This window comes from Ruegeria lacuscaerulensis, assembly GCF_013031245.1.
GTDB lineage: Bacteria > Pseudomonadota > Alphaproteobacteria > Rhodobacterales > Rhodobacteraceae > Ruegeria > Ruegeria lacuscaerulensis_C.
The window spans coordinates 1-18,973 of sequence record NZ_WPZL01000009.1; the positions used below are offsets into that span (position 1 = coordinate 1).

Consider the following 18,973-nt stretch of genomic DNA (forward strand, 5'->3'; position numbering starts at 1 on the left):
ATGTCAGGAAAGCACCCACTCTCGCAGGTTTCGAGCGGCCCATTCCTGACATAGAATGGTTCGCTGCTTTTCTGATGCGGTTTCTTCAGAGCGGACTTTTGCCTGCTCTAAAATCGATGTTTCGGCTGCTCATGGGGGGAGCTGTCAGATTCCTCCTTAACAATCTCGAGTATCCGGTTTCTTTGAATTTTTCCTGATGGCCCCTTTGGAAGATCCTGCAAAATATGAACTTCGTCTGGCGACTTGAAACGGCCTAGTTGGGCTTCGCAGATCTTGGACAGATCCATGGGCGTCAACTTAGAACCTTCGCGAACCTTAACCGCTGCCTCGACGGTTTCACCATAGCTGCTACAGGGACGGGCAAATGCCGCTGCTTCCACAACGTCGGGGTGAGAATAAAGCGCCTCGTCGATCTCTCGCGGGGCAATGTTTTCACCACCTTTGATGATTAGCTCCTTCAGTCGACCGGTGACATATACATAACCGTCCTCATCCATGCGGGCGAGATCACCGGTGTGCAACCAACCATCGGCGGTGAATGTTTCTGCTGTTGCTTCGGGGTTCTTGAGGTACTCCAACATAACATTCGGCCCGCGTATGACCAACTCGCCTTCCGTTTCGCGCGGCACTGGTTGGCAATGTGCGTCAAAGATTGCCGCCTCATTCCCGAATGCAATACCCGGGGACCCAATTTTACGGATGCCCGGTGGCAATGGGTTGGACAATATCTGTGCAGCGGTTTCAGTAAGCCCCATGGTTTCCACGATAGGGATTTGGAACCGGTCTTCAAACGCACGCTGTACATCTGGTGCCAAAGCGGAAGACGCAGAACGCCCGAACCGCACCCGCTGGCGGGATTGGACGTCCGGTTTGGTATCGGACTGCAGCAGATGGGAAATTATGGTAGGCACGACCGAAAACCAGGTTGCTTCTACATTTTCCAAATTTTCCCAGAACCGGCTGGCGGAGAACCGTTCGCACACAGCTAGTGATCCACCCGCAACCAGCGTTCCCATGACCGTCACGCACAGCCCGTTGATGTGATAGATCGGCAAAACGCAAAACCCGCGATCAGCCTCAGACAACTCGTGCGCAATCGTAGTCGTCCAGCCCCCTGCCAACAGGCTGGAATGCGTGTGGACCACGCCCTTGGGGCGCCCAGTAGTGCCGGACGTATACATCAATAGCGCATGACTGTCGGACGAGATGCTATGTAAGTTGCCGTCGGTATCGGTGGCATCTGCCGCGTGCAGCGGCGTGATCTTGGTGGGATCGGCGGTTCGCTCGAATAACTCCGTTTGTCCGGGATGTACAAAGCTATAACGCGCGCCACTGTGCTCTAGTGCGTAGGCTACGGCGTTGTCGCCAGCAACAAGGTTAATCATCGTCGCCCGGAACCCGCCGTAGAGAACGCCGAAAAGAACCTCAAGCGCTTCACGGCAATTGGGGTAAAGGATGGCGACGCTTTCCCCTTTTTCCACTCCCATACCGGTCAACATGACTGCGATCCGGCAGGCAGTTTCGCGCAATTCACCCCAGCTCAGGTCTGGAGCCCCATCCGGGAAAACAAAACCGGTTCCCCCCTGATTTGCTCTTTGGTTCAACCAATCGCGGACGGTTCCCTTGGGCGGTTCCCTCATTGTCCGGCCTCCGACCAGTATTCGCCAAAAATTTCCTCAAGTTCGGGTTCACGTGGAGGTATTTCCCGCACGATCTTGGTGGTCTGCACGAAATGTCGCCAATGCAGGTTGGTGTCGATGGAATTCCCCCCCCAACTGCCGCAGCCCATCGAGAGCGAAAAAGGCATGCCATTTGTAAAGCTGCCACCGGTGGCAAAGGTATGCGCCTGATTCACGATGACACGACAGGTGGGCAGGTCACGGCCCAATCCAACCGCGCGCGAGTCGTCGCCAGTATGAATTCCAACTGAATGCCCCGCCCCCTGATACGCCAGAATGCGAGCGGCTGTGGCTTTGGCATCTTCGAAATCCGCCGCGCGATAGAGCGCTAAAACCCGGCTGAGCTTTTCCCCGGACAGGGGGTGATCCGGGCCTATGCCGTCGGTTTCCACGGCCAGAAACCTGGTTCTCTCGGGCACTTTATCGTCCATCCCCAATGCTCTGAGCATTTTGTCGGCATCCTGTGCAATGACGGACCGGTTGAGATGACCGTCTGGCCATAGCCGCGTGACGATGTCACTTGCACCGGAAGACGGCACCAATGCACCGCCCTCGGCAACCATCGCCGCGGCAAAGGTGTCATAGACCGCGTCCACCACGACCAACGCATTCTCAGAGGAGCACGAAGTCGCGTTGTCAAAACACTTCGAAGCAGCGATCTTGGCGGCTGCTGCTTGCAGATCAGCGGTCTCATCCACAATCACGGTAACGTTGCCAGCACCAACTGCGACCGCAGGTGTGCCGCAGGATTGTGCGCGATGGACGTTGTTTTGACTGCCGGTGCAGATCACTCGATCAACCGTTTCCATCAGTCGCTGAGTCTTGGCCTTTGACCCGGGGGCCGGAATCATCTGAACCAGATCGCGATCCAGTCCCAGTTTGTCGAATTCTGTGTGAATGTAACCAATCAGCATCTCGCAGGATGCCACCCCCTTAGGGGAGGGCGCCACAACGATGGAGTTACCGCCCTTCATCGCGTTGATGATGTTGTTCGCGGGCGTTGCGGCCGGGTTGGTCGACGGCACAACCGCGCCAATAACCCCGATTGGGCGAGCAATCTCGGTAATACCGGAACTCGTGTCGTCACTGATAATGCCATGGGTTTTCGCGTCAGCGATATCACGCAACAGGCCAAGTGTCTTGCGATGGTTCTTTGTAATCTTGTCAGGCACATTGCCCAGACCGGTGGTCTCGACAGCAGTCTCGGCCAGCGCCCGATTGCGCACAGGTTCCATGATGGCCCACGCCACTGCAAGAGCCGCTTTGTCATAAAGCGCCTGACTGCCACCAGCTTCGAAAGCCGCCTGAGCCTTACGCGCGCGTGCCACGATACGATCTAATTCAGCGATATCAGGGGAAACCCCATCCTGAGCGTTCATCTTGGTCCTCGATTGTTTGTTTGGGGCGGACCTACTCCGCCCCGTAAAAAGCGATCGGATCAGAGACCGGCAAGCAATTCGTTCAAAGTCTGCTGGCGCTGCGCCCACATCTCGATCACTTCGTCGCGTGTCATGATGTGCATGGGCGAGCCACCTGCTTCCATCTTCTTGGCTACGCGGTCGTTCGCGAACATCTCGGGCACGGTGGCGGCCAGTTTCTCGATCACCTCAGGGGGTGTGCCCTTGGGCACCATCACGCCGCGGAAATTGACCGACGAGTTATCCACGTCCAGCCCCTGTTCTTTCATCGTCGGCACGTCCGGCAGGAATGCGCTGCGCTCCAGGTCTGCAACGCCCAGGATTTTGACATTACCCGCCTCTTGCGCGCGGAACGCATCGGACAGGTTGTTGATGCCGCCCATAACTTCACCGGCGATCACCGCTTTCATGGCTGCGGCACCACCACCTTTGGTCGGAATATAGGCCATCTTGGTCCCCGCTGCCTTGTCGATCTGTAGGGCCGCAATGTGGTGGCCTACAAAAAGACCCGCGCCGGATACGGTCAGCTTACCGGGGTTTTCCTTGGCAAAGGCAACGACATCCTCCATCGAGTTGAATTCACTATCGGCACCAACAACAAAGACCGCTGGATCTGCGCCCCAGTTTGCGATGGGTTCAAAGCTGTCGGTCGAATATTCCACGCCACCCTTTATCGACTGGGCAATGAAATGCGGAACGTTATAGGCCGCCAGCGTATACCCATCGGGATCAGCCTGTGTGGCGAACCAGTTCCAGCCAACGCGCCCACCGGCGCCGGGCTTGTTGATGATGGCGACGGGCATCCCCAACGCATCCTCATTCCCGGCTGTCATGGTCACAATTCGCGCCTGAAAATCCGTCGCGCCACCGGCGCCATAGCTGACCATCAACATAAGCGGCCGTTCTGGATATTCCTCTGCCACAGCGGCGCCGGTCAGGCTCATAAGGGCTAGTGCTGCCCCAGCAATCATTCGTTTCATTTGCGTTTCCTCCCAGATTAGGTTCAGCCACGTCGCTCGTGTGGTCAGAACAGAATTTCCCTTGGCGTGTAGACGTTCAGCAGCATGGCAAAGAGCCCGTACATCACCGCCACAAAGACCACCGTGATGATCACGCGTTTGATCCAGCTTTTAGCCTCGCTGTGCGGTGCGGGATCGTAGATCGACAGCAGGATGAAAAAGGCGATGGATGTTGCGGTGTAGAAACCCAGCGACTTGGCCGCCCAGAAAACGTAGATCAAAGTGATGATCAGACCGGGCAGCATGTTTATGAACATCTTGCGTGTCACGCCGTTTCCGACCTTGGACAACCCCATCACGGCTTTGCCAAATGTCCAGCCGGCCAGAACCACAAACACGGATGCGATAAGTCGCGGGAACAGGAATGCCTCGGCGGGTTGCTGGGTATAGCTGACCCACGTCACCCAGAGACCAACTGCAAAAACCAGACCCGACCCGAATATGTGCTGCGAGCGGTTCATGCCTGCGCCTCCTCTTTGGTGGTGTAGCGACGGCTACGCAGTTCCATCCAGACCGAATACGCGATCGAGGCCAGTACCACTGCGATCAGCAGCAGGTTCAATCCACCGGTCAGAAAGTACGACGCCTTGCCGACGGTGGCGTCAGCTATCATGCCGCCTTGGATAAAGTTCGCCTCGGCAATCGGCCCAAGGATCAGGCCCAGAACCAGCGGCGCAGCAGAAAAGCCAAAACGTTCCAGAAAGAACATGCCAATGCCAAGACATGCCATGACATAGACATCACCCATCGAGCCCTGCACCGAATAGGCACCGAAGACCGACAAGGCCAAAACGATGGCGGCCATCACCGATTGCGGCACCTGCGCGACGCGCGCTGCAAGGCCAGCTACGTAAAGGCCGAAGATGCACATCAAAACTTGGCCGATCAGCATGGAATTGATGAAAGTCCAGGCTACATCGGGATGGTTATCGAACAGGTCCGAGCCTGGGAAAATCCCATGGATCAGCAATCCTCCCAACAGAACGGCGGCTGTTGGGCTGCCCGGGATTGAAAGCGTCAGCAGCGGCACCAATGATGGGCCGACCATAGCGTTATTGGCGGATTCCGCGGCGATAACGCCTTCGGAATGACCAGTACCGAACTTTTCTTTTTCGGATGAAAACTTCTTGGTTTGATCATAGGCGACCAGCCCGGCGATCTGCCCACCCACTCCTGGGATCAGGCCAATGATCGAACCGGTCAGCGTGCCAATGCTCAACGCCCTCGTTCGGCTGAACAGTTCCCGAAAGGCTGCAAGGATCGAATGGTGCTGAACTTCGATCACTTCTGCACCGTCCGTTTGGCGGCCCTTGGCAAACATTGTCAGCACCTGCGGAATTGCGAACAGACCGATCAGCGCGGCGATGATGTTAATGCCTCCGCCAAGTGCAGGATGAAAGATGAACCGCTGCGCACCCATGATGTCGTCGAACCCGATGGTGGCCAGCCACAACCCGATACATCCCGACAGCAGCCCCTTGACGACCGAGGCGGAATCCAGTGTTCCGATTACAGTCACCCCAAGGATGGCCAACCAGAACAAATGCGAGGGGCCAAATGCCAGCGCCCATTTGGCCAGAACCGGAGTCAGAAAGATCAGCAGCAGCACGCCAAATATGCCACCAACGGCAGAAGCCAGAAAGGACAGCTGCAATGCACGCGCACCCTGACCTTGTTTGGCCATAGTGTGCCCGTCCAACGTCGTAGCGATATTGGCTGGCGCACCGGGGATCTTGAGTAAAATAGCACTAACGGCACCTCCGGCCACGGTCGAGGTGTAAGCTGCGCCCAGCAAGATCAGCCCCTGAGCCGCTTCCAGTTGGAAAGTAAACGGTATCAGGAGCGCAACGGCCATTGTGGGCGACAGTCCCGGCGTCGCGCCCAGAATCAGCCCACCAATCGTGCCACCAAGCAGCAGCAGAAACGACAGCGGCGTGAACACATCTCCGAAGTAATAAATGAATTCCATTCAGGGCCTCCCAACCCGTCGGTTCACACTTTTACTTTTGTTGACAAATCAGGGTAGGCGATGAAAATAGTATTGCAAATGTTTTCATAAATTCGACCGGATGGGAGAATATTATGGCCAGTTTTCAAAAGGGTAAGGTGGATATCGTGGCAGTCGCAAAGGCCGCAAAAGTTTCACCATCCACAGTTTCGCGCACCTTCAATCACCCAGATCTGGTGAACCCTGCGACTCGCAAAAAGATAAACAGGGCGATTCAGCGACTGGGGTATATCCGAAACCGAGCGGCGCAGACGATGCATGGCAAACGATCGGGAACAATCGGTCTTGTGGTGCCCACGATCAACCACGCCATTTTTGCCGAAGTCATTCAGGCCTTTTCGGAATCGATCGATAAAGACGGGTTCAGCCTGTTGTTGGCCTCGCATGGGTACGACCTTGACCGGGAATACGCGATGGTTCGCAAGCTGCTGGAACATCGTGTGGACGGGGTGGCGCTGGTCGGATTGGAGCATTCGGACGCCACCGCTCGTTTGATCGAACAGCAAAAAACACCGGCACTTGCGATTTGGAACTACGCAGAGGATTCCACCCTTCCTTGTGTTGGCGCGGACAACCGGTTGGCCGGGCGTCTAGCGACAGAGCATCTTCTGGCCTTGGGGCATCGGAACATCGGGCTGATTTTTCCTAAAACCGACGGCAATGATCGCGCTCAGCATCGGCTTTCTGCGGTACATGAAGCGCTGGCCAAAATGGGCATTTCCGTGCCAGATGAGCATGAATCGGAAGCCCCCTACAGTGTCTCTCAGGCTAAGCAAGCGGCAATAACTCTTTTGACGGAACAATCTCGCCCTTCAGCATTGCTTTGCGGAAATGACGTTATTGCGCATGGCGCATTGTTTGCGGCCCAGAACCTTGGTTTGAAAGTTCCCGACAACCTGTCAATTATCGGTATCGGAGATTTCAAAGGGTCTGCAGATGTCGAACCGGGTCTCACTACAATTCGTATCCCGGCTGAAGCCATCGGAAGTCTCGCGGGCGAAAAGTTCACCGAATACATCACCTCAGACAACCAGGAACCATTCAGAGTTTGCTGTAAGTTGGAATGTGTTGTTAGGGGCACAACAAAATCGGCAACTATCGCTTAAGAAACCGAGGCACGCCCATTCTCAAGAGAAGCATTTGCCGTGGACGTGTTATAAGCGCGGCAACTGTTACCCGCGGCGCAAAAGAATAACCGAATTTCAAACGTTTTGGAGATCCGCTTTTGCGGTTCCACCAACCTGCAATACACCTGCAGCGAAGGACTGCTTTCCGCCCTCTGCGCAGAATCTAATGGTCGAACAGCAAAGTAGGTACGGTTGCTTGCCCCCTGCCCTGCCCGCTGGATGCCACCAATTTTAAACTCCTGGTTTCAGTAATCCGCGCCCTGCCTGGTATCCCAGAGACGAAGAATTTCAATCTGGATGGGCATCACACGATAGATCAGCGTGAATGGGGTTCGCGGCACTGAAAGCTCCCGTACGTCTCGGCGTGTGTCACTTGGGTGACCTGCATAAGGGTTGGCAGCAAGAGTAAGCTGAATGGCTTTGAGATGAGCTCGTGCCCTTTCGCTGCCTTCAGGAAAAACTGATGTGTAGTAGTAGCGGAACCATTGAATGTCACGGGTCGTATCTTCGAGAAATACAATTCTCATTGGCTATTGGATTGCCCGCTTGCTACCGGATCCGAAAGTTCATTCTCGGTATCCCAGCTGTCTATCCAGGCATTCATCTCGTCAGCCGTGATGAACTTGCCTTGATCTGCTTTTTCAACAGCCGCATCAATGGCTGCACGTTTTGCGACTTTGGATTCTAACATCATTCTAATTGCCCGCACGGCGAGTTGTGCAGGTGGTCGATCTTCGATCGCGGCTTCCCGTTCCAGGGACTTTCTCAGGTCTTCGTCAAGACGGATAGAATACGGGCTGGTACTCATCGCAATCACCTATTTCCATGGTGTAGTACATCGTAATACACTTGAATGCTTTTCACAATAGACCGACGGCATGAACTGTACCTGTTGTTCTGAACTCATGAGCGTGAGGGGATATCTTGGGTATGGCCTGCACTTCCACGGTTTTTTGAGATTTGCGCTAACAATTCGGTTGGTTGCATATCTCCTCGATCGATTTTCGAGATCAGTGAGATCAAATAGGCTTGGTGAGATTTTATGTTCTCCGCTCGTTGAAAAATATATCCGAGCACCATGAAACGGAGAGCTGGGCCATATGTCGATTTCATAGCGTACCAGGTGTGACCAAATCGTAGGTACTCGGCGATATCGTCCATAAGTCGGTCACAATGTGCCTGATCCCGGGCAAAGCGAAGTTCCGAGCACAGCCGTGGAGAGCTGCGCTCCATTTGATCTGGAAAAACTTGAATCTGAAAATGTTTTTCTTTCTTAACTATCGGATTTAAAGAGTCTTCTTTTTGCCCCTCAATTTCATGGTCATTGGCCCTCATTTTTTCGATATAGGCTGGTGTTATCTCTGAGATTTCCACAGAGATTTCATCCAGAAGTTCCCTGAGGAAACACGCATCCGGCTTGCGGCCCAGAGCATTACGAACTTTGGGTATCAAATCTGTGATAAAGCCATCGTCTGCTACAAGGTCTTTCAGACGAGCTAGGCCGGTCGATACCTTATCGCGGAGCACTGTGAATTCCAAAACGCAATCAGCATGCTTCTGGGCTTCCTGGATGAACTCCGCATGCCTTTCTGATAATGGCATCAGGGAAAGACCGGTTGCTGTGACCACCCTCCCCTGTCGGTCTCGGCGCGCCCAACGTTTACCATTTGAGCTCATTAAGCGTCGAACAATCCCAAGCTTGGCTAGAGTCGAGATATGACGTTCAACGGCTTTGTCGCAAACTCCGAGCGTACCAGTTAGGTTGATTGAAGATTTGATAGACGCGTGCCCAAAACAGACAGGGGCAGGCCGTGACAATCTCATTCAAGGGAGTGCATTTTCAAAAGGACGTGATCTTGCACGCGGCGTTCTTCTATCTGCGATTTTCAGTGTCGTACCGGGATTTGGAAGAAATCCTGGCTGAGCGCGGCGTGTCGGTCGATCATGCGACACTGAACCGTTGGATCGTCAAATATGCTCCACTGGTCGCCGACCGGGCGCGTCGTCAGAAACGCTTCTGTGATCGATCCTGGCGAATGGATGAGACTTATGTACGCGTCAAAGGCGCATGGGTCTACCTGTACCGCGCAGTCGACAAACACGGAAAGACCCTTGATTTCATGCTGTCCGAGCGCCGGAACAAAGCTGCAGCGGCAAAATTCTTCGCTCGTGCGCTCGAGCTAAACGGGTTCCCGAGAAAGATAGTGATCGACAAAAGCGGAGCCACCACGGCTGATACCAATGCCATCAACAAGATGTTGAAGGGCTTTGGTTGTCCTATCCCGGCCGAGATGGTTAGACGAAAATACCTCAACAACATCGTGGAACAGGACCACCGTTTCATCAAACGTCGAATCCGCCCAATGCTCGGTTTCAAATCGTTTGCGTCCGCCACTGCAACGCTTGATGGAATCGAAGTTGCGCAGATGATCCGAAAGGGCCTGTTCGGAGTCGGAATCTGCCCACTCAAGCAGTTTGCGAAGCTAACCGTCTAAACACAGCAATTTCAACCCGCCTTCATACTTCAGAGAAGTTTGCGACAAAGCCAACCCGTTCCTATGCTGGGGCACATGCTACAGTTGTTCTGAAGGCCATTGGATCATCGAAGTCGGCAGCATCACGACGACGAGTAAATTTCACCAATGCACTTTTGTGGTTCTTGCCCAGCATAAAGTCAAGAATGTTCCCTTCGTCGCAAAGCCAGTGACACTTGGACAGATTGCTTTTTGATACAAGCACGAGACCAGGCTGCAATCTGCGCAATCGGATAACCGTTTGGAGGGAAGATCCCTGATGGGCGGGATGAACCGGTAACAAATTTCGTCGCGCCGTGATCGAATGGCCGGTTTCCCTCTGCGTTCCAGCAGCGAAAATTCAGAAATCGCAGAAAATCCGCGCTTTGTGCACGCAACGAACCTTATAGCCCAAGAGTTGCAGCCTGAAACCAGAGAAACAAAGAGTTAGCAAGACCCGCGAGATGATTGTGCACAAGTCAGCCGCCAAAACCAGAACACCCCACCGAATGTCCCGGGCGGTACAGCCCGTATTCCTGTAAGGGAGCTGGTTTGCGGAACCCATCAAGGCCAGCGGTCAAAACCGCGCAAACAGGCCGGACACATGACTGCTTCTGACAAACGCACGAAATCAACTCAAAAAGGACTTGCTATGCAGGAGCCATCCACACAAAACATTCGCTGCCGACGCTAATTCCTGAAGCCGTTGAACTCACAGTGTGCGCAACTTTCCGGGCTTATGCCCGTGCGGCGGATGCGGGTGCATAAGGTGGAATAGAATTTCGCTCTGGCAGCGGTATTTTTCGGCAACGCAGCAAATTTTCCGATTCCGGCATCCAAACGCGTCGGTTTTGGCTGACGTTAGGCATGGCTGACGTCAGACACTTGGAAAATCGATCAACACAGAAAATGCTGATGCTGCCAAGACCATACGCGTAAAGAAGTGCTGGTTCCCTTCCTAAAAAAAAACGGAGTTCGATTATTGTTAGCTGGAGGCCAATATTCGTCAAAAATGATAATTGGAGGCGTTATTTGAATCGAAACTTTGGTCCTCAAAGTCAGCCTCATCAATCAGGAATCCCCGCCTTTTTCAGACTTTCAATGACCGTTTCGCGTGACGTTTGGTTCCGGATTGGGAGGACGCGGCTGTATCGCGACACGGTCGCTTCCGGGCACACATTCAACAGCTGTTTGGCGGTCGCCTTTGCTTCGTCCGGGCGTTTGAGCAAGGTATAGGCGGTGATTAACACCCAGTAAGTGGAGTCCCATTTGGCATTCAGTGCAAGTGAACGTTGCGCCAACTCAATTGCCTTATCGAAGCGATCACAAAAAAGATGGCCATAGGCCGCTACTGTCAAGTAACTGAAGTAATTGGGATCTTTCGGGCACAGATCCATGGCTCGGTCCAACAGGCTGAGACCGGCCACGGCATCGTCTCCGAAAATCAAGGCGCCGCCAGCCATGGCGTTGACAAAACCTGATCCGGGATTGAGGTCTACCGCGCGTTTGACGGCGTCTAGCCCAGCCAAATGGTCTTGACGCAACATGGAAAGGGCAAAGCCACTCAACACAACGACATGCGCATCGTCGCTTGCGTGAGTCAGAGAGCGGCGAGCCAGGGATACGGCGAGGCCCGCATCGTCGTCGCTGTAGACGTCCCAAGACCGCGTTGCGCGCTGAACCAGACACCACGCCATATGAGCCAGCGCCGGCGCATATTCCCGGTCCAGTTCAATCGCTCTCTTGAGAAGCTCCAGAGCCTTCAAATTTTCGCCCGGACTCACAGCGTAAATATGAGGAAGCGCCTGAAGGTAAAGATCATAAGCGCCCATGTGTTCTACTGGTTTCCGCCGTGCGCGCTCAATCTCCGCCTTGCGTATAGTAGGTTCAATCGCCCCAACCACGCTCGCGGTAATCTGATCCTGAAGATCGAATACATCTACGAGACGGCCATCGAACTTATCCGCCCACAAATGGGTGCCCGTGTCAGCGTCGATGAGCTGTCCCGTGATACGAACGCGGTCACCAGCCTTGCGCACACTGCCTTCCAGCACGTAGCGAACACCAAGTTCACGACCGACTTGCTTTATGTCTACTGCGCATCCTTTGTAGATAAAGCTGGAATTTCGGGCGATGACAAACAGTTGCTCGAACCGCGACAGCGCCGTGATAATATCTTCCACCATGCCGTCGACGAAGTATTCCTGTTCGGGGTCTCCCGACATATTCGTGAACGGCAAAACAGCAATCGAAGGTTTTTCCGGGACGGCAAAATCTGCTGGGGCACCCAGCTGTCGAGCCATCGGTTTCGCGGATAAACCCACAGCCAATGCGTAGACGTTCAGAGGCTCGGCTATGTTCTTTAGCGCCGTCCTGCCCAAATTTGTCGCCGATACATCAAGCCGCGCCTTGACTTGACGATAGGCATCTTCAGACAGGCAGATTCCGCCCGGATCGGCGATGCCTTCAAGCCGCGCCGCAATGTTAACTCCATCTCCCATCAAGTCGCCATCGCCCTCCTCGACGACATCGCCGAGATGGATGCCGATGCGAAATTTGATCCAGCGATCTTCCTGCAAACCGGCGTTGCGCTCGATCATGGCGCTCTGAATTTCGATAGCGCATCGCACAGCTTCAACCACGCTGCGGAATTCCACCAAAGCACCATCACCGGTTCGTTTTACCACCCGCCCGTTGTGCTCAGATATCGACGGATCAATGAGGTCACTGCGCAATGCTCGCAGTTGTGCCAGTGTGCCTTCTTCGTCCACGCCTGTCAGGCGACTGAATCCCACGATATCAGCAACCAGGATTGCAGCCAGTTTTCGGTTTTCTGTCACGTGAGGCTATCCTTCGGATTCTCCATAACACTCTGCTAAAAAATCGTATAACCCCGATTCAGACAATCACGGCGCGCCTTTCACAAGCTCCCAGAATTCGTTCCGATTATTGGTCCGCGGAAACGGTTCATCCGGAACCGGAACTCCCAAAAACAAGCAGAGCGGCTCCCATCCGTCTTTGGCTTCAAAAACCAACAGGCGCCCAGCCGGAATCTCTGCCTTGACCGCTTCAGTATGAGCGATGAAAGCGTTCTCAAGACCCGCGACATCCAGGCCGGGCGGTATTCCGTTTTGCGTAATCAACTCGGTGACCATTGTTAGCCACTCGCGCTGCTCTGCGGGTGCTTTCTCAATGTCGGACAAAAGCTGGTAAATCGTCTGTGAGAAGCTTTCAGCCCAACTTTGCGGACTGCGATAGCCCAGAATGAACTTTGCCTTGGGATATTCAGCATATAATTCGCGAAAGAAACGCGCTGTCGGCCAGTCAACAGCACTTTGATAGCCCTGGTAGATTGCCGGCCAGTCGGGGTTTCCCTGAACCGCTGCCTGCCACAGGGGCAGATGCGACGACATGTTATGCAGCACTTCCTCCATGTGATAGCAAGGGCCCACCCCCAATTGGTTCAAGGCTATCTTGAGCGAATATGTCCCGGTTCGTCCAATCCCCGCACCTACAACTTTCAGCCTCATGGCCCCCCCCTTTCAGGTTGTCTCAAGTAGCATTCTCGAACGATAGCGCAAAAAAGGAACAGAAACTGAAGCGGCTAAGTCGCTAAGCCAGTTAATTAGCCATCGAACTCTATCTTAACAGATTTCGCGCCATTGGAACGCCAGTGCGAATTAAGCGTGCAAATCAGAACCATCTGCGATCGGCTGCGCAGATAGAGTGTAGCTGGCTTGCTCGTAACAAAAAGCCTCGATTCCCGAATGATCTCCGAATGCACGTAAATTTCCGGGACCCAGTCATTACCTATCGAAACAAAACTGCGCTTTGCCTGAATGGCCGTTGTTCCAGCCGCTGTGCAGCGAGTCGTCGCGCTGTGTGCAAGCGTAGTGAATTTTTTTGGCACTTCCAGGTAGGGCTCTTCGCGGTCATTCTCTGCGCGTTAAACGAAGGGCTGCTTACCAATAGTTCTGCTAGTAGTTCGCGAATTCCAGAGTCTCAGAAATTAAAAACACTAAGTAATTGATTTTCTTGCAACCGCAGTCTCAGCAATTGTGTAATCCGACAGGATTCGCAAACGAAGTGCGAATTCTGTATCAAATCAGATATTTGAATGGAGGATGTTTAATGGGAAGCTGTTACCCTCACCTGAGTTTGGAAGAACGTCGTAAGATTGCCAAGTGGGGCGAAGCCAAAATGCCGGTGCCAGAGATCACGGTCGGCTGGGTCGCGCTCCATCGACGATCTATCGTGAACTGAAACGCAATTTCTTCGGAGAAAAAGAGTTACCGCAGCTGAACGGGCATCACGCGACAGCGGCGCAGAACATGTAGGAACATTGCCGGGCCATCCATCGGAAGATGATCGTACATCCGGATTTGAAGGCTGCCATCGAAGATCGCCTGAAGGCCGGCTGGTCACCAGAACAAATCGCGGGTCGCATGCGCCTGGAACGCCATCCGATCCGCGTGAGCCACGAGACAATCTACCGTTTTGCCTATTCGAAGGACGGTCGCGAAGAACAGTTCTACCGCCACCTGCCTGAACACCGCAGACCGCGTGGGCACCGCAGGCACAACCGAACCCATATTTTCGACACCCAAAGCCTGTCACACCGGCCCGAGCGTATCTCTGAACGCTCAGAATTCGGTCACTAGGAATGTGACTTCATGATGTTTCGCAAAGAGCATGGAAAGGTCAACGTGACCTCTCTCGTCGAACGTGTCAGCCGCTATGGCGTCGTCATGCGCAACGAGGATCGTCACTCGAAGCCGATCATGGACTCCTTGATCAACGGTCCCGAACGGCACGGTCGAAAACACCAACAACAGGCTGACAAGATACCTCCCGAGATCAACCGAACCGTCGCTCATTGTGCTTGAACCAATGGCGCACAAATCGCGACCGCTGACAAATCGATTTTTAAGGTCGAATTGCCATCGCCTCAATTCCACACCGCGCAAGTGTCTCGGCTTTCGGAGGCCGGTCGAAGTCTTCGAAAGAACGCTGATGGAAATACAGAACCGGCTGACGTAAAAGTACAAATCAGAATTGGCGCTTCAAGTTGAGTTCACAAGCCGGGCACCTTCTAAACTGGGTTGCGACAAATTCCCTATCTTGCTGAAAAGCAGGGAGAACGGAAATTGGCCCATACGGAACTGGATCTGCGCGAGCGGCGCGCAATTGAGAACATGCTGAACGCAAAATGGTGGTAAGCAAGATCGCGGCCGAGATCGGAAGGCATCGTTCAACCGTTTACCGGGAGATCAGGCGGAACGGTTACGCAGACGGTGAGTTACCGCATCTGAGCGGTTACTACGGCGTCAAAGTACAACGAACTGCGCATTCTCGGAGGTCTCGGCGGTGCAAGTTGATCCGACTTGAAAGCTTGCGCGCCTGTCATCAACCGTTTGATTGCAGGTTGGACACCGGAACAAATTGCGGGCCGCCTTGGTTTTGATGATCAGACTGTCCGGGTCAGCCACGAAACGATATATCCTTAGTCTACAGCCCGAACAACTGGTGCAGCACCTGCCAAACCGGCGTAAAAAGCGCCGGCCACGCTATGCCAGGCGCCCCAGGGGTCAGATTTTTCCGCCGCATCGATCCATTCACCAGCGCCCGGATCATGTGAGGACTCACGAAGAATTCAGGGATTGGGAAGGCGATCTGATGATCTACGAGCGCCACACAAGTAAATTGAACGTCGCCTCGCTGGTCGAACGAAAGACGTAGTTCTGTTTCGAAACAACAACCGCAGTTCGACGCATTTCATGAACAAGCTGATGAACGTTATAGAACCCCTGCCCCAAACGAAGCAATCAGAGATGAACTCATGAAACTGAGATAGCGGATACCGTCGCAACAACCCTTGAGACTACTTGGATGGAATCACAAGTTTAGAAACAGATCAATTAACGTAGTTTCGGGCACTTTTTTGTTTCCTGAGAGCACGTCAGCTATTTTGGGCTCAACCAACGCGTTTAGTTGTTCGGTAACAAACCTGCCTGTCACGGACACGTCCCCTTGCAGGATCGATTGCACGCGCGAGCGATACCGTTGGAGGCGGCTTGAAGGGTTTCCCATACTCCAGAATCGCAGGTTGCCTTCTTTAGGCGGTCGAAAAAGTCGGGCAACAGAATCACCACAACTGCGCTGCTCCTTTGAACTGACTGCCGGATTTGGCCGCAGGCTAACCCTGCCATCGGGTCGGTAGGGCGAAGGGGCCGGCCGCCGCCTTAAATCAGTATGCGGCCAGAAAAAGGAAGCCGTCGGCCACGTGGGGGGGTACGACCCTCCCCCCTCGCGCCGGGTGGATTCAACGACCCCGATGGCCAGGCCAGATTGACCGGAGTGTGCCAGCTAAGAATAAGTAGCGCGCGCACTCAAAAATGCATAAAAACACGCAAACCCGTCAATCCGAGCCCAATTTTTGCAACACAACCTGAGTGTCATTAGCCTGCCTCTCGCCCAGGCTTAATTTCAATCGAAGCCGCTAGGTCTATACCGCCGGTTGCAGTCGAATCCGGCAGAAGTTCTGTTCCACCAAAGCCTCGCGACAGAGCCATTGTTAATCGCTGTTGACCCAAAAGGGCTGATCCATCATCCTTGGTTCTAACAGGCTGACCCGGCGCATTTTTTTCACGCTGCGGTCAATTGCACGCGTATTAGGCAAGGTCCGCAACATGCCCACCACATCGCAAAAGCAATATGTGCTGGATACGCACCGGCTGCGCGATCCGGAACAAACCCTTGAAATCGTAAAGCCGTATCTTCGGGATATGGGCATTACCCGGATTGCAAACCTGACCGGGCTGGACAGGATCGGGTTGCCGACGGTGATGGTCACCCGCCCAAACTCCAGATCGGTTGCTGTGTCGCTGGGTAAAGGTCTTTCTCTGCGCGCAGCCGAAGCCTCGGGAGTGATGGAGGCTATCGAAGCCTGGCATGCCGAACGGGTCCTGTTGCCGCAACGCCTGGCCAGATATGCGGACCTTGTAGAAGAAACGTCGGTTGTCGACGTCGATGGGTTGCCGCGCGTAACTGGCGGGCAATTTGACCCGCACGTAAACATGCTGTGGGTTCAGGGTCTGGATTTGGTAACCGATAGCGCCTGCTGGGTGCCTCTTGAAATGGTTGATACCGACTATACGAATGCGCCGATTGGCGGACAGGCCGCGTTTCCACGAACCACAAACGGACTGGCGTCGGGCAACAACCTAGCCGAGGCGAGCTGCCACGCAATTTGCGAGCTGATCGAACGGGATGCCACAACCCTGTGGCATCACTTTCCCACAGCTGAGCGATTGGATCCCGACAGTGTTGACGACACGCGATGTCGACAGGCCATTGAAATGATTGCCGATGCTGGGCTGGAAGTCGGATTATGGAACACAACCTCAGATATTGGCGTCGCCAGCTTTAGATGCGTTGTTTGTGAAGCCGGCGGGTCGTCCGGCCACATTGGTATCGGTGACGGGTGCCATCCGGACCGCGCCATCGCCCTGCTCCGCGCTTTGACGGAAGCGGCGCAAACCCGGCTGACCTATATCTCGGGCGCGCGGGACGACCTGGATCCGGCGGAGTTCACGGATCAGGCTAAGACCGAGCGAGGCAGTTATGTGCGTGACCTTATTGACGGTGCTGCGGCAGACCAGAGTTTTTCTGACTGTCCAACCTTCGTCTCCGGTTCATTCGAAGAAGACCTTGAGTTGTTATTGGACCACCTTTCAAAAGCCGGGATCACTCAGGTGGTGACCGTCGATCTTTCACGTCCAGAGTACGACATCGCAGTGGTCAGAGCTGTTATTCCCGGGCTGGAGGCACCCCATGACGATCCGGATTATGTTCCCGGAGTCCGAGCGCAGCGTATAAGGGAAGGGCTTGAATGACGGCCGTGGTTTTTGTGGGACCTACCCTTACACCCGACGCGGTTTCCGAATGTTTGGATGCGACGGTCCTCCCTCCCGTGCGGCAAGGCGACGTTTATCGTGCCGTACGGGAAAACCCGTCAACGATCGGGATCATTGACGGGTTTTTCGAAGGTGTTCCTTCGGTCTGGCATAAGGAAATTCTGTGGGCGATGGAGCAAGGCATACCGGTCTACGGCAGCGCCAGCATGGGGGCGTTGCGGGCTGCTGAACTGGCCAGCTTCGGGATGATCGGTGTGGGGCAGATCTTCGAGGACTACCTCAGCGGCACTCTTCAAGATGACGATGAGGTCGCTGTTCTGCATAGCCCTGCTGAATTGGGGTTCAAGGCGCTCAGTGAACCGATGGTGTCGATCCGCGCGACTGTGGACCGAGCACAATCTTCGGGAATTCTGCCGGCTGAAGCTGCTGAAGATGTATTGGGCCGCGCTAAGGCGATGCATTATAGTCACCGCGTGTGGCCTAGAATAACCGACCCGATGAAAGACCATCCCGGTATCGCGGAGTTTGTGAAATGGCTGCCCGAGGGCCGAGTTGACGCCAAGGCTCAGGATGCAAGGGCCATGCTGACGCGAATGTCCGAACATCTGGCCGGGCACCCCCTGCCCCCTTCAGAACCTGTGCGAACGGAAAGAACGCTGATGTGGAAAGGGTTGCGCACGCGTGTCGACGCGGACGATCTGACAGCTGATCGCGCGGTGGTTGACGAAGTACGCCTGGACCCAAAGTTGTTTTCACGGTTACGAGACCGCGCGGTTCTGGCTCTGCTATCAAGAGAGGACGCCTCGAAACAGAATCTGGAGCCCGATCGTGACGCTCTGGTAAAGCAAATGGCAGACCACAGAGCCAAAGCGGGCCTTTCTCGTCGTGTTGATCTAATGTCCTGGCTTGAAGCCAATGATCTGAGCCCTGAAGGCTATGAAGCGATGTTGGCCGATGCAGCGAGGATCGAAGCCGCAACAACTTCACGTGCGGGAACGCTCGACGCTCTGATGCTGTCAGAATTGCGCCGATCGGATCAATATACGGAATTACGCAACCGCGCCGCCAGTAAAGCGCAATATGGCGCTTCAGGGGGAGAGGCCGGTGCAGATCGCCTGCGCCTGTTGATATGGTATTTTGAAACACGTCTTGACCAGGAGGTGCCGGATGATCTTGAATCCTACGCAGTTTCGCTTGGTCTGCCTGACCGCGACGCGTTTTATGATTTGATAGAAGCTGAGTTTTTGTTTTGCCATAGGGATACCGACCCCGAAGACGCCACCGCTTAGATAG

The 18,973-nt window shown here is 54.3% G+C and carries 14 protein-coding genes and 2 pseudogenes; 6 read left to right on the plus strand and 10 right to left on the minus strand.

What is annotated here, in order from left to right; genetic code table 11:
* Window positions 1-107: 107 nt before the first annotated feature.
* Genes GOX66_RS12665 through GOX66_RS12685 form a run of 5 tightly spaced genes read right to left on the minus strand, consistent with a single transcriptional unit; the run spans window position 108 to window position 6,085 of the window.
* Window positions 108-1,640: a class I adenylate-forming enzyme family protein gene (locus GOX66_RS12665; RefSeq protein WP_170763112.1), complete on the minus strand. Its 1,533-nt coding sequence runs from the start codon at window positions 1,638-1,640 to the stop codon at window positions 108-110.
* Complete coding sequence (gene sauS / locus GOX66_RS12670; protein WP_170763113.1) at window positions 1,637-3,058, minus strand: acylating sulfoacetaldehyde dehydrogenase; 1,422 nt, start codon at window positions 3,056-3,058, stop codon at window positions 1,637-1,639. The genes GOX66_RS12665 and sauS overlap by 4 nt, the downstream gene beginning before the upstream one ends.
* A gap of 59 nt (window positions 3,059-3,117) precedes the next feature.
* A complete protein-coding gene (locus tag GOX66_RS12675) occupies window positions 3,118-4,077 on the minus strand; it encodes a Bug family tripartite tricarboxylate transporter substrate binding protein (RefSeq protein ID WP_170400716.1) in 960 nt (319 codons plus the stop codon).
* Window positions 4,078-4,121: 44 nt separating this feature from the next.
* Window positions 4,122-4,577 carry a tripartite tricarboxylate transporter TctB family protein gene (locus tag GOX66_RS12680; RefSeq protein ID WP_170763114.1) on the minus strand — a complete coding sequence of 152 codons (456 nt, stop codon included), beginning with the start codon at window positions 4,575-4,577 and terminating at the stop codon, window positions 4,122-4,124.
* Window positions 4,574-6,085, minus strand: coding sequence for a tripartite tricarboxylate transporter permease (locus GOX66_RS12685; protein ID WP_170763115.1), 1,512 nt, complete (start codon window positions 6,083-6,085; stop codon window positions 4,574-4,576). Before GOX66_RS12685 ends, GOX66_RS12680 begins: the two co-directional genes overlap by 4 nt.
* Before the next feature lie 113 nt (window positions 6,086-6,198).
* Here GOX66_RS12685 and GOX66_RS12690 point away from each other — a divergent pair, with 113 nt between their 5' ends.
* A complete protein-coding gene (locus GOX66_RS12690; protein WP_170763116.1) occupies window positions 6,199-7,230 on the plus strand; it encodes a LacI family DNA-binding transcriptional regulator in 1,032 nt (343 codons plus the stop codon).
* A gap of 266 nt (window positions 7,231-7,496) precedes the next feature.
* On the opposite strand, the gene GOX66_RS12695 is transcribed toward GOX66_RS12690, so the two are convergent.
* The 3 genes from GOX66_RS12695 to GOX66_RS12705 all read right to left on the minus strand — a co-directional run bounded on the left by GOX66_RS12695 (window position 7,497) and on the right by GOX66_RS12705 (window position 9,075).
* Window positions 7,497-7,778, minus strand: coding sequence for a type II toxin-antitoxin system RelE/ParE family toxin (locus tag GOX66_RS12695; protein ID WP_170763117.1), 282 nt, complete (start codon window positions 7,776-7,778; stop codon window positions 7,497-7,499).
* Window positions 7,775-8,059, minus strand: coding sequence for a CopG family ribbon-helix-helix protein (locus GOX66_RS12700; protein ID WP_170763118.1), 285 nt, complete (start codon window positions 8,057-8,059; stop codon window positions 7,775-7,777). The genes GOX66_RS12695 and GOX66_RS12700 overlap by 4 nt, the downstream gene beginning before the upstream one ends.
* A gap of 95 nt (window positions 8,060-8,154) precedes the next feature.
* The gene (locus GOX66_RS12705) at window positions 8,155-9,075 is read right to left on the minus strand and encodes a helix-turn-helix domain-containing protein (protein ID WP_170763119.1); all 921 of its coding nucleotides are present in this window, start codon (window positions 9,073-9,075) and stop codon (window positions 8,155-8,157) included.
* Between GOX66_RS12705 and GOX66_RS12710 the strand changes: the two genes are divergently transcribed.
* Entirely contained in the window at window positions 9,063-9,746 is a 684-nt protein-coding gene (locus GOX66_RS12710; RefSeq protein ID WP_170763120.1) for an IS6 family transposase, read from the plus strand. The two genes, GOX66_RS12705 and GOX66_RS12710, sit on opposite strands and share 13 nt — an antisense overlap.
* A gap of 1,085 nt (window positions 9,747-10,831) precedes the next feature.
* Here the strand turns inward: GOX66_RS12710 and GOX66_RS12715 are convergent.
* Window positions 10,832-12,604: an adenylate/guanylate cyclase domain-containing protein gene (locus GOX66_RS12715; RefSeq protein WP_170763121.1), complete on the minus strand. Its 1,773-nt coding sequence runs from the start codon at window positions 12,602-12,604 to the stop codon at window positions 10,832-10,834.
* Between the two features lie 66 nt (window positions 12,605-12,670).
* Window positions 12,671-13,294, minus strand: coding sequence for a sulfotransferase family protein (locus GOX66_RS12720; protein WP_170763122.1), 624 nt, complete (start codon window positions 13,292-13,294; stop codon window positions 12,671-12,673).
* Between the two features lie 601 nt (window positions 13,295-13,895).
* On the opposite strand from GOX66_RS12720, the pseudogene GOX66_RS12725 reads away from it, so the two are divergent.
* From GOX66_RS12725 to GOX66_RS12740, 4 genes and pseudogenes are all read left to right on the plus strand, one after another.
* A pseudogene (locus tag GOX66_RS12725) lies at window positions 13,896-14,804 on the plus strand (IS30 family transposase).
* Between the two features lie 107 nt (window positions 14,805-14,911).
* Window positions 14,912-15,580, plus strand: a pseudogene (locus tag GOX66_RS26305) (IS30 family transposase); the annotation flags it as partial.
* Between the two features lie 873 nt (window positions 15,581-16,453).
* Window positions 16,454-17,659: a YcaO-like family protein gene (locus tag GOX66_RS12735; RefSeq protein WP_170763123.1), complete on the plus strand. Its 1,206-nt coding sequence runs from the start codon at window positions 16,454-16,456 to the stop codon at window positions 17,657-17,659.
* The gene (locus GOX66_RS12740) at window positions 17,656-18,969 is read left to right on the plus strand and encodes a TfuA-like protein (RefSeq protein ID WP_170763124.1); all 1,314 of its coding nucleotides are present in this window, start codon (window positions 17,656-17,658) and stop codon (window positions 18,967-18,969) included. Before GOX66_RS12735 ends, GOX66_RS12740 begins: the two co-directional genes overlap by 4 nt.
* Window positions 18,970-18,973 lie beyond the last annotated feature (4 nt).

Coding starts and splice junctions, on each gene's coding strand:
- GOX66_RS12665 (WP_170763112.1), bottom strand. CDS start 1,640: ATGAGGGAACCGCCCAAGGGAACCGTCCGCGATTGGTTGAACCAAAGA.
- sauS (WP_170763113.1), bottom strand. CDS start 3,058: ATGAACGCTCAGGATGGGGTTTCCCCTGATATCGCTGAATTAGATCGT.
- GOX66_RS12675 (WP_170400716.1), bottom strand. CDS start 4,077: ATGAAACGAATGATTGCTGGGGCAGCACTAGCCCTTATGAGCCTGACC.
- GOX66_RS12680 (WP_170763114.1), bottom strand. CDS start 4,577: ATGAACCGCTCGCAGCACATATTCGGGTCGGGTCTGGTTTTTGCAGTT.
- GOX66_RS12685 (WP_170763115.1), bottom strand. CDS start 6,085: ATGGAATTCATTTATTACTTCGGAGATGTGTTCACGCCGCTGTCGTTT.
- GOX66_RS12690 (WP_170763116.1), top strand. CDS start 6,199: ATGGCCAGTTTTCAAAAGGGTAAGGTGGATATCGTGGCAGTCGCAAAG.
- GOX66_RS12695 (WP_170763117.1), bottom strand. CDS start 7,778: ATGAGAATTGTATTTCTCGAAGATACGACCCGTGACATTCAATGGTTC.
- GOX66_RS12700 (WP_170763118.1), bottom strand. CDS start 8,059: ATGAGTACCAGCCCGTATTCTATCCGTCTTGACGAAGACCTGAGAAAG.
- GOX66_RS12705 (WP_170763119.1), bottom strand. CDS start 9,075: ATGAGATTGTCACGGCCTGCCCCTGTCTGTTTTGGGCACGCGTCTATC.
- GOX66_RS12720 (WP_170763122.1), bottom strand. CDS start 13,294: ATGAGGCTGAAAGTTGTAGGTGCGGGGATTGGACGAACCGGGACATAT.
- GOX66_RS12735 (WP_170763123.1), top strand. CDS start 16,454: ATGCCCACCACATCGCAAAAGCAATATGTGCTGGATACGCACCGGCTG.
- GOX66_RS12740 (WP_170763124.1), top strand. CDS start 17,656: ATGACGGCCGTGGTTTTTGTGGGACCTACCCTTACACCCGACGCGGTT.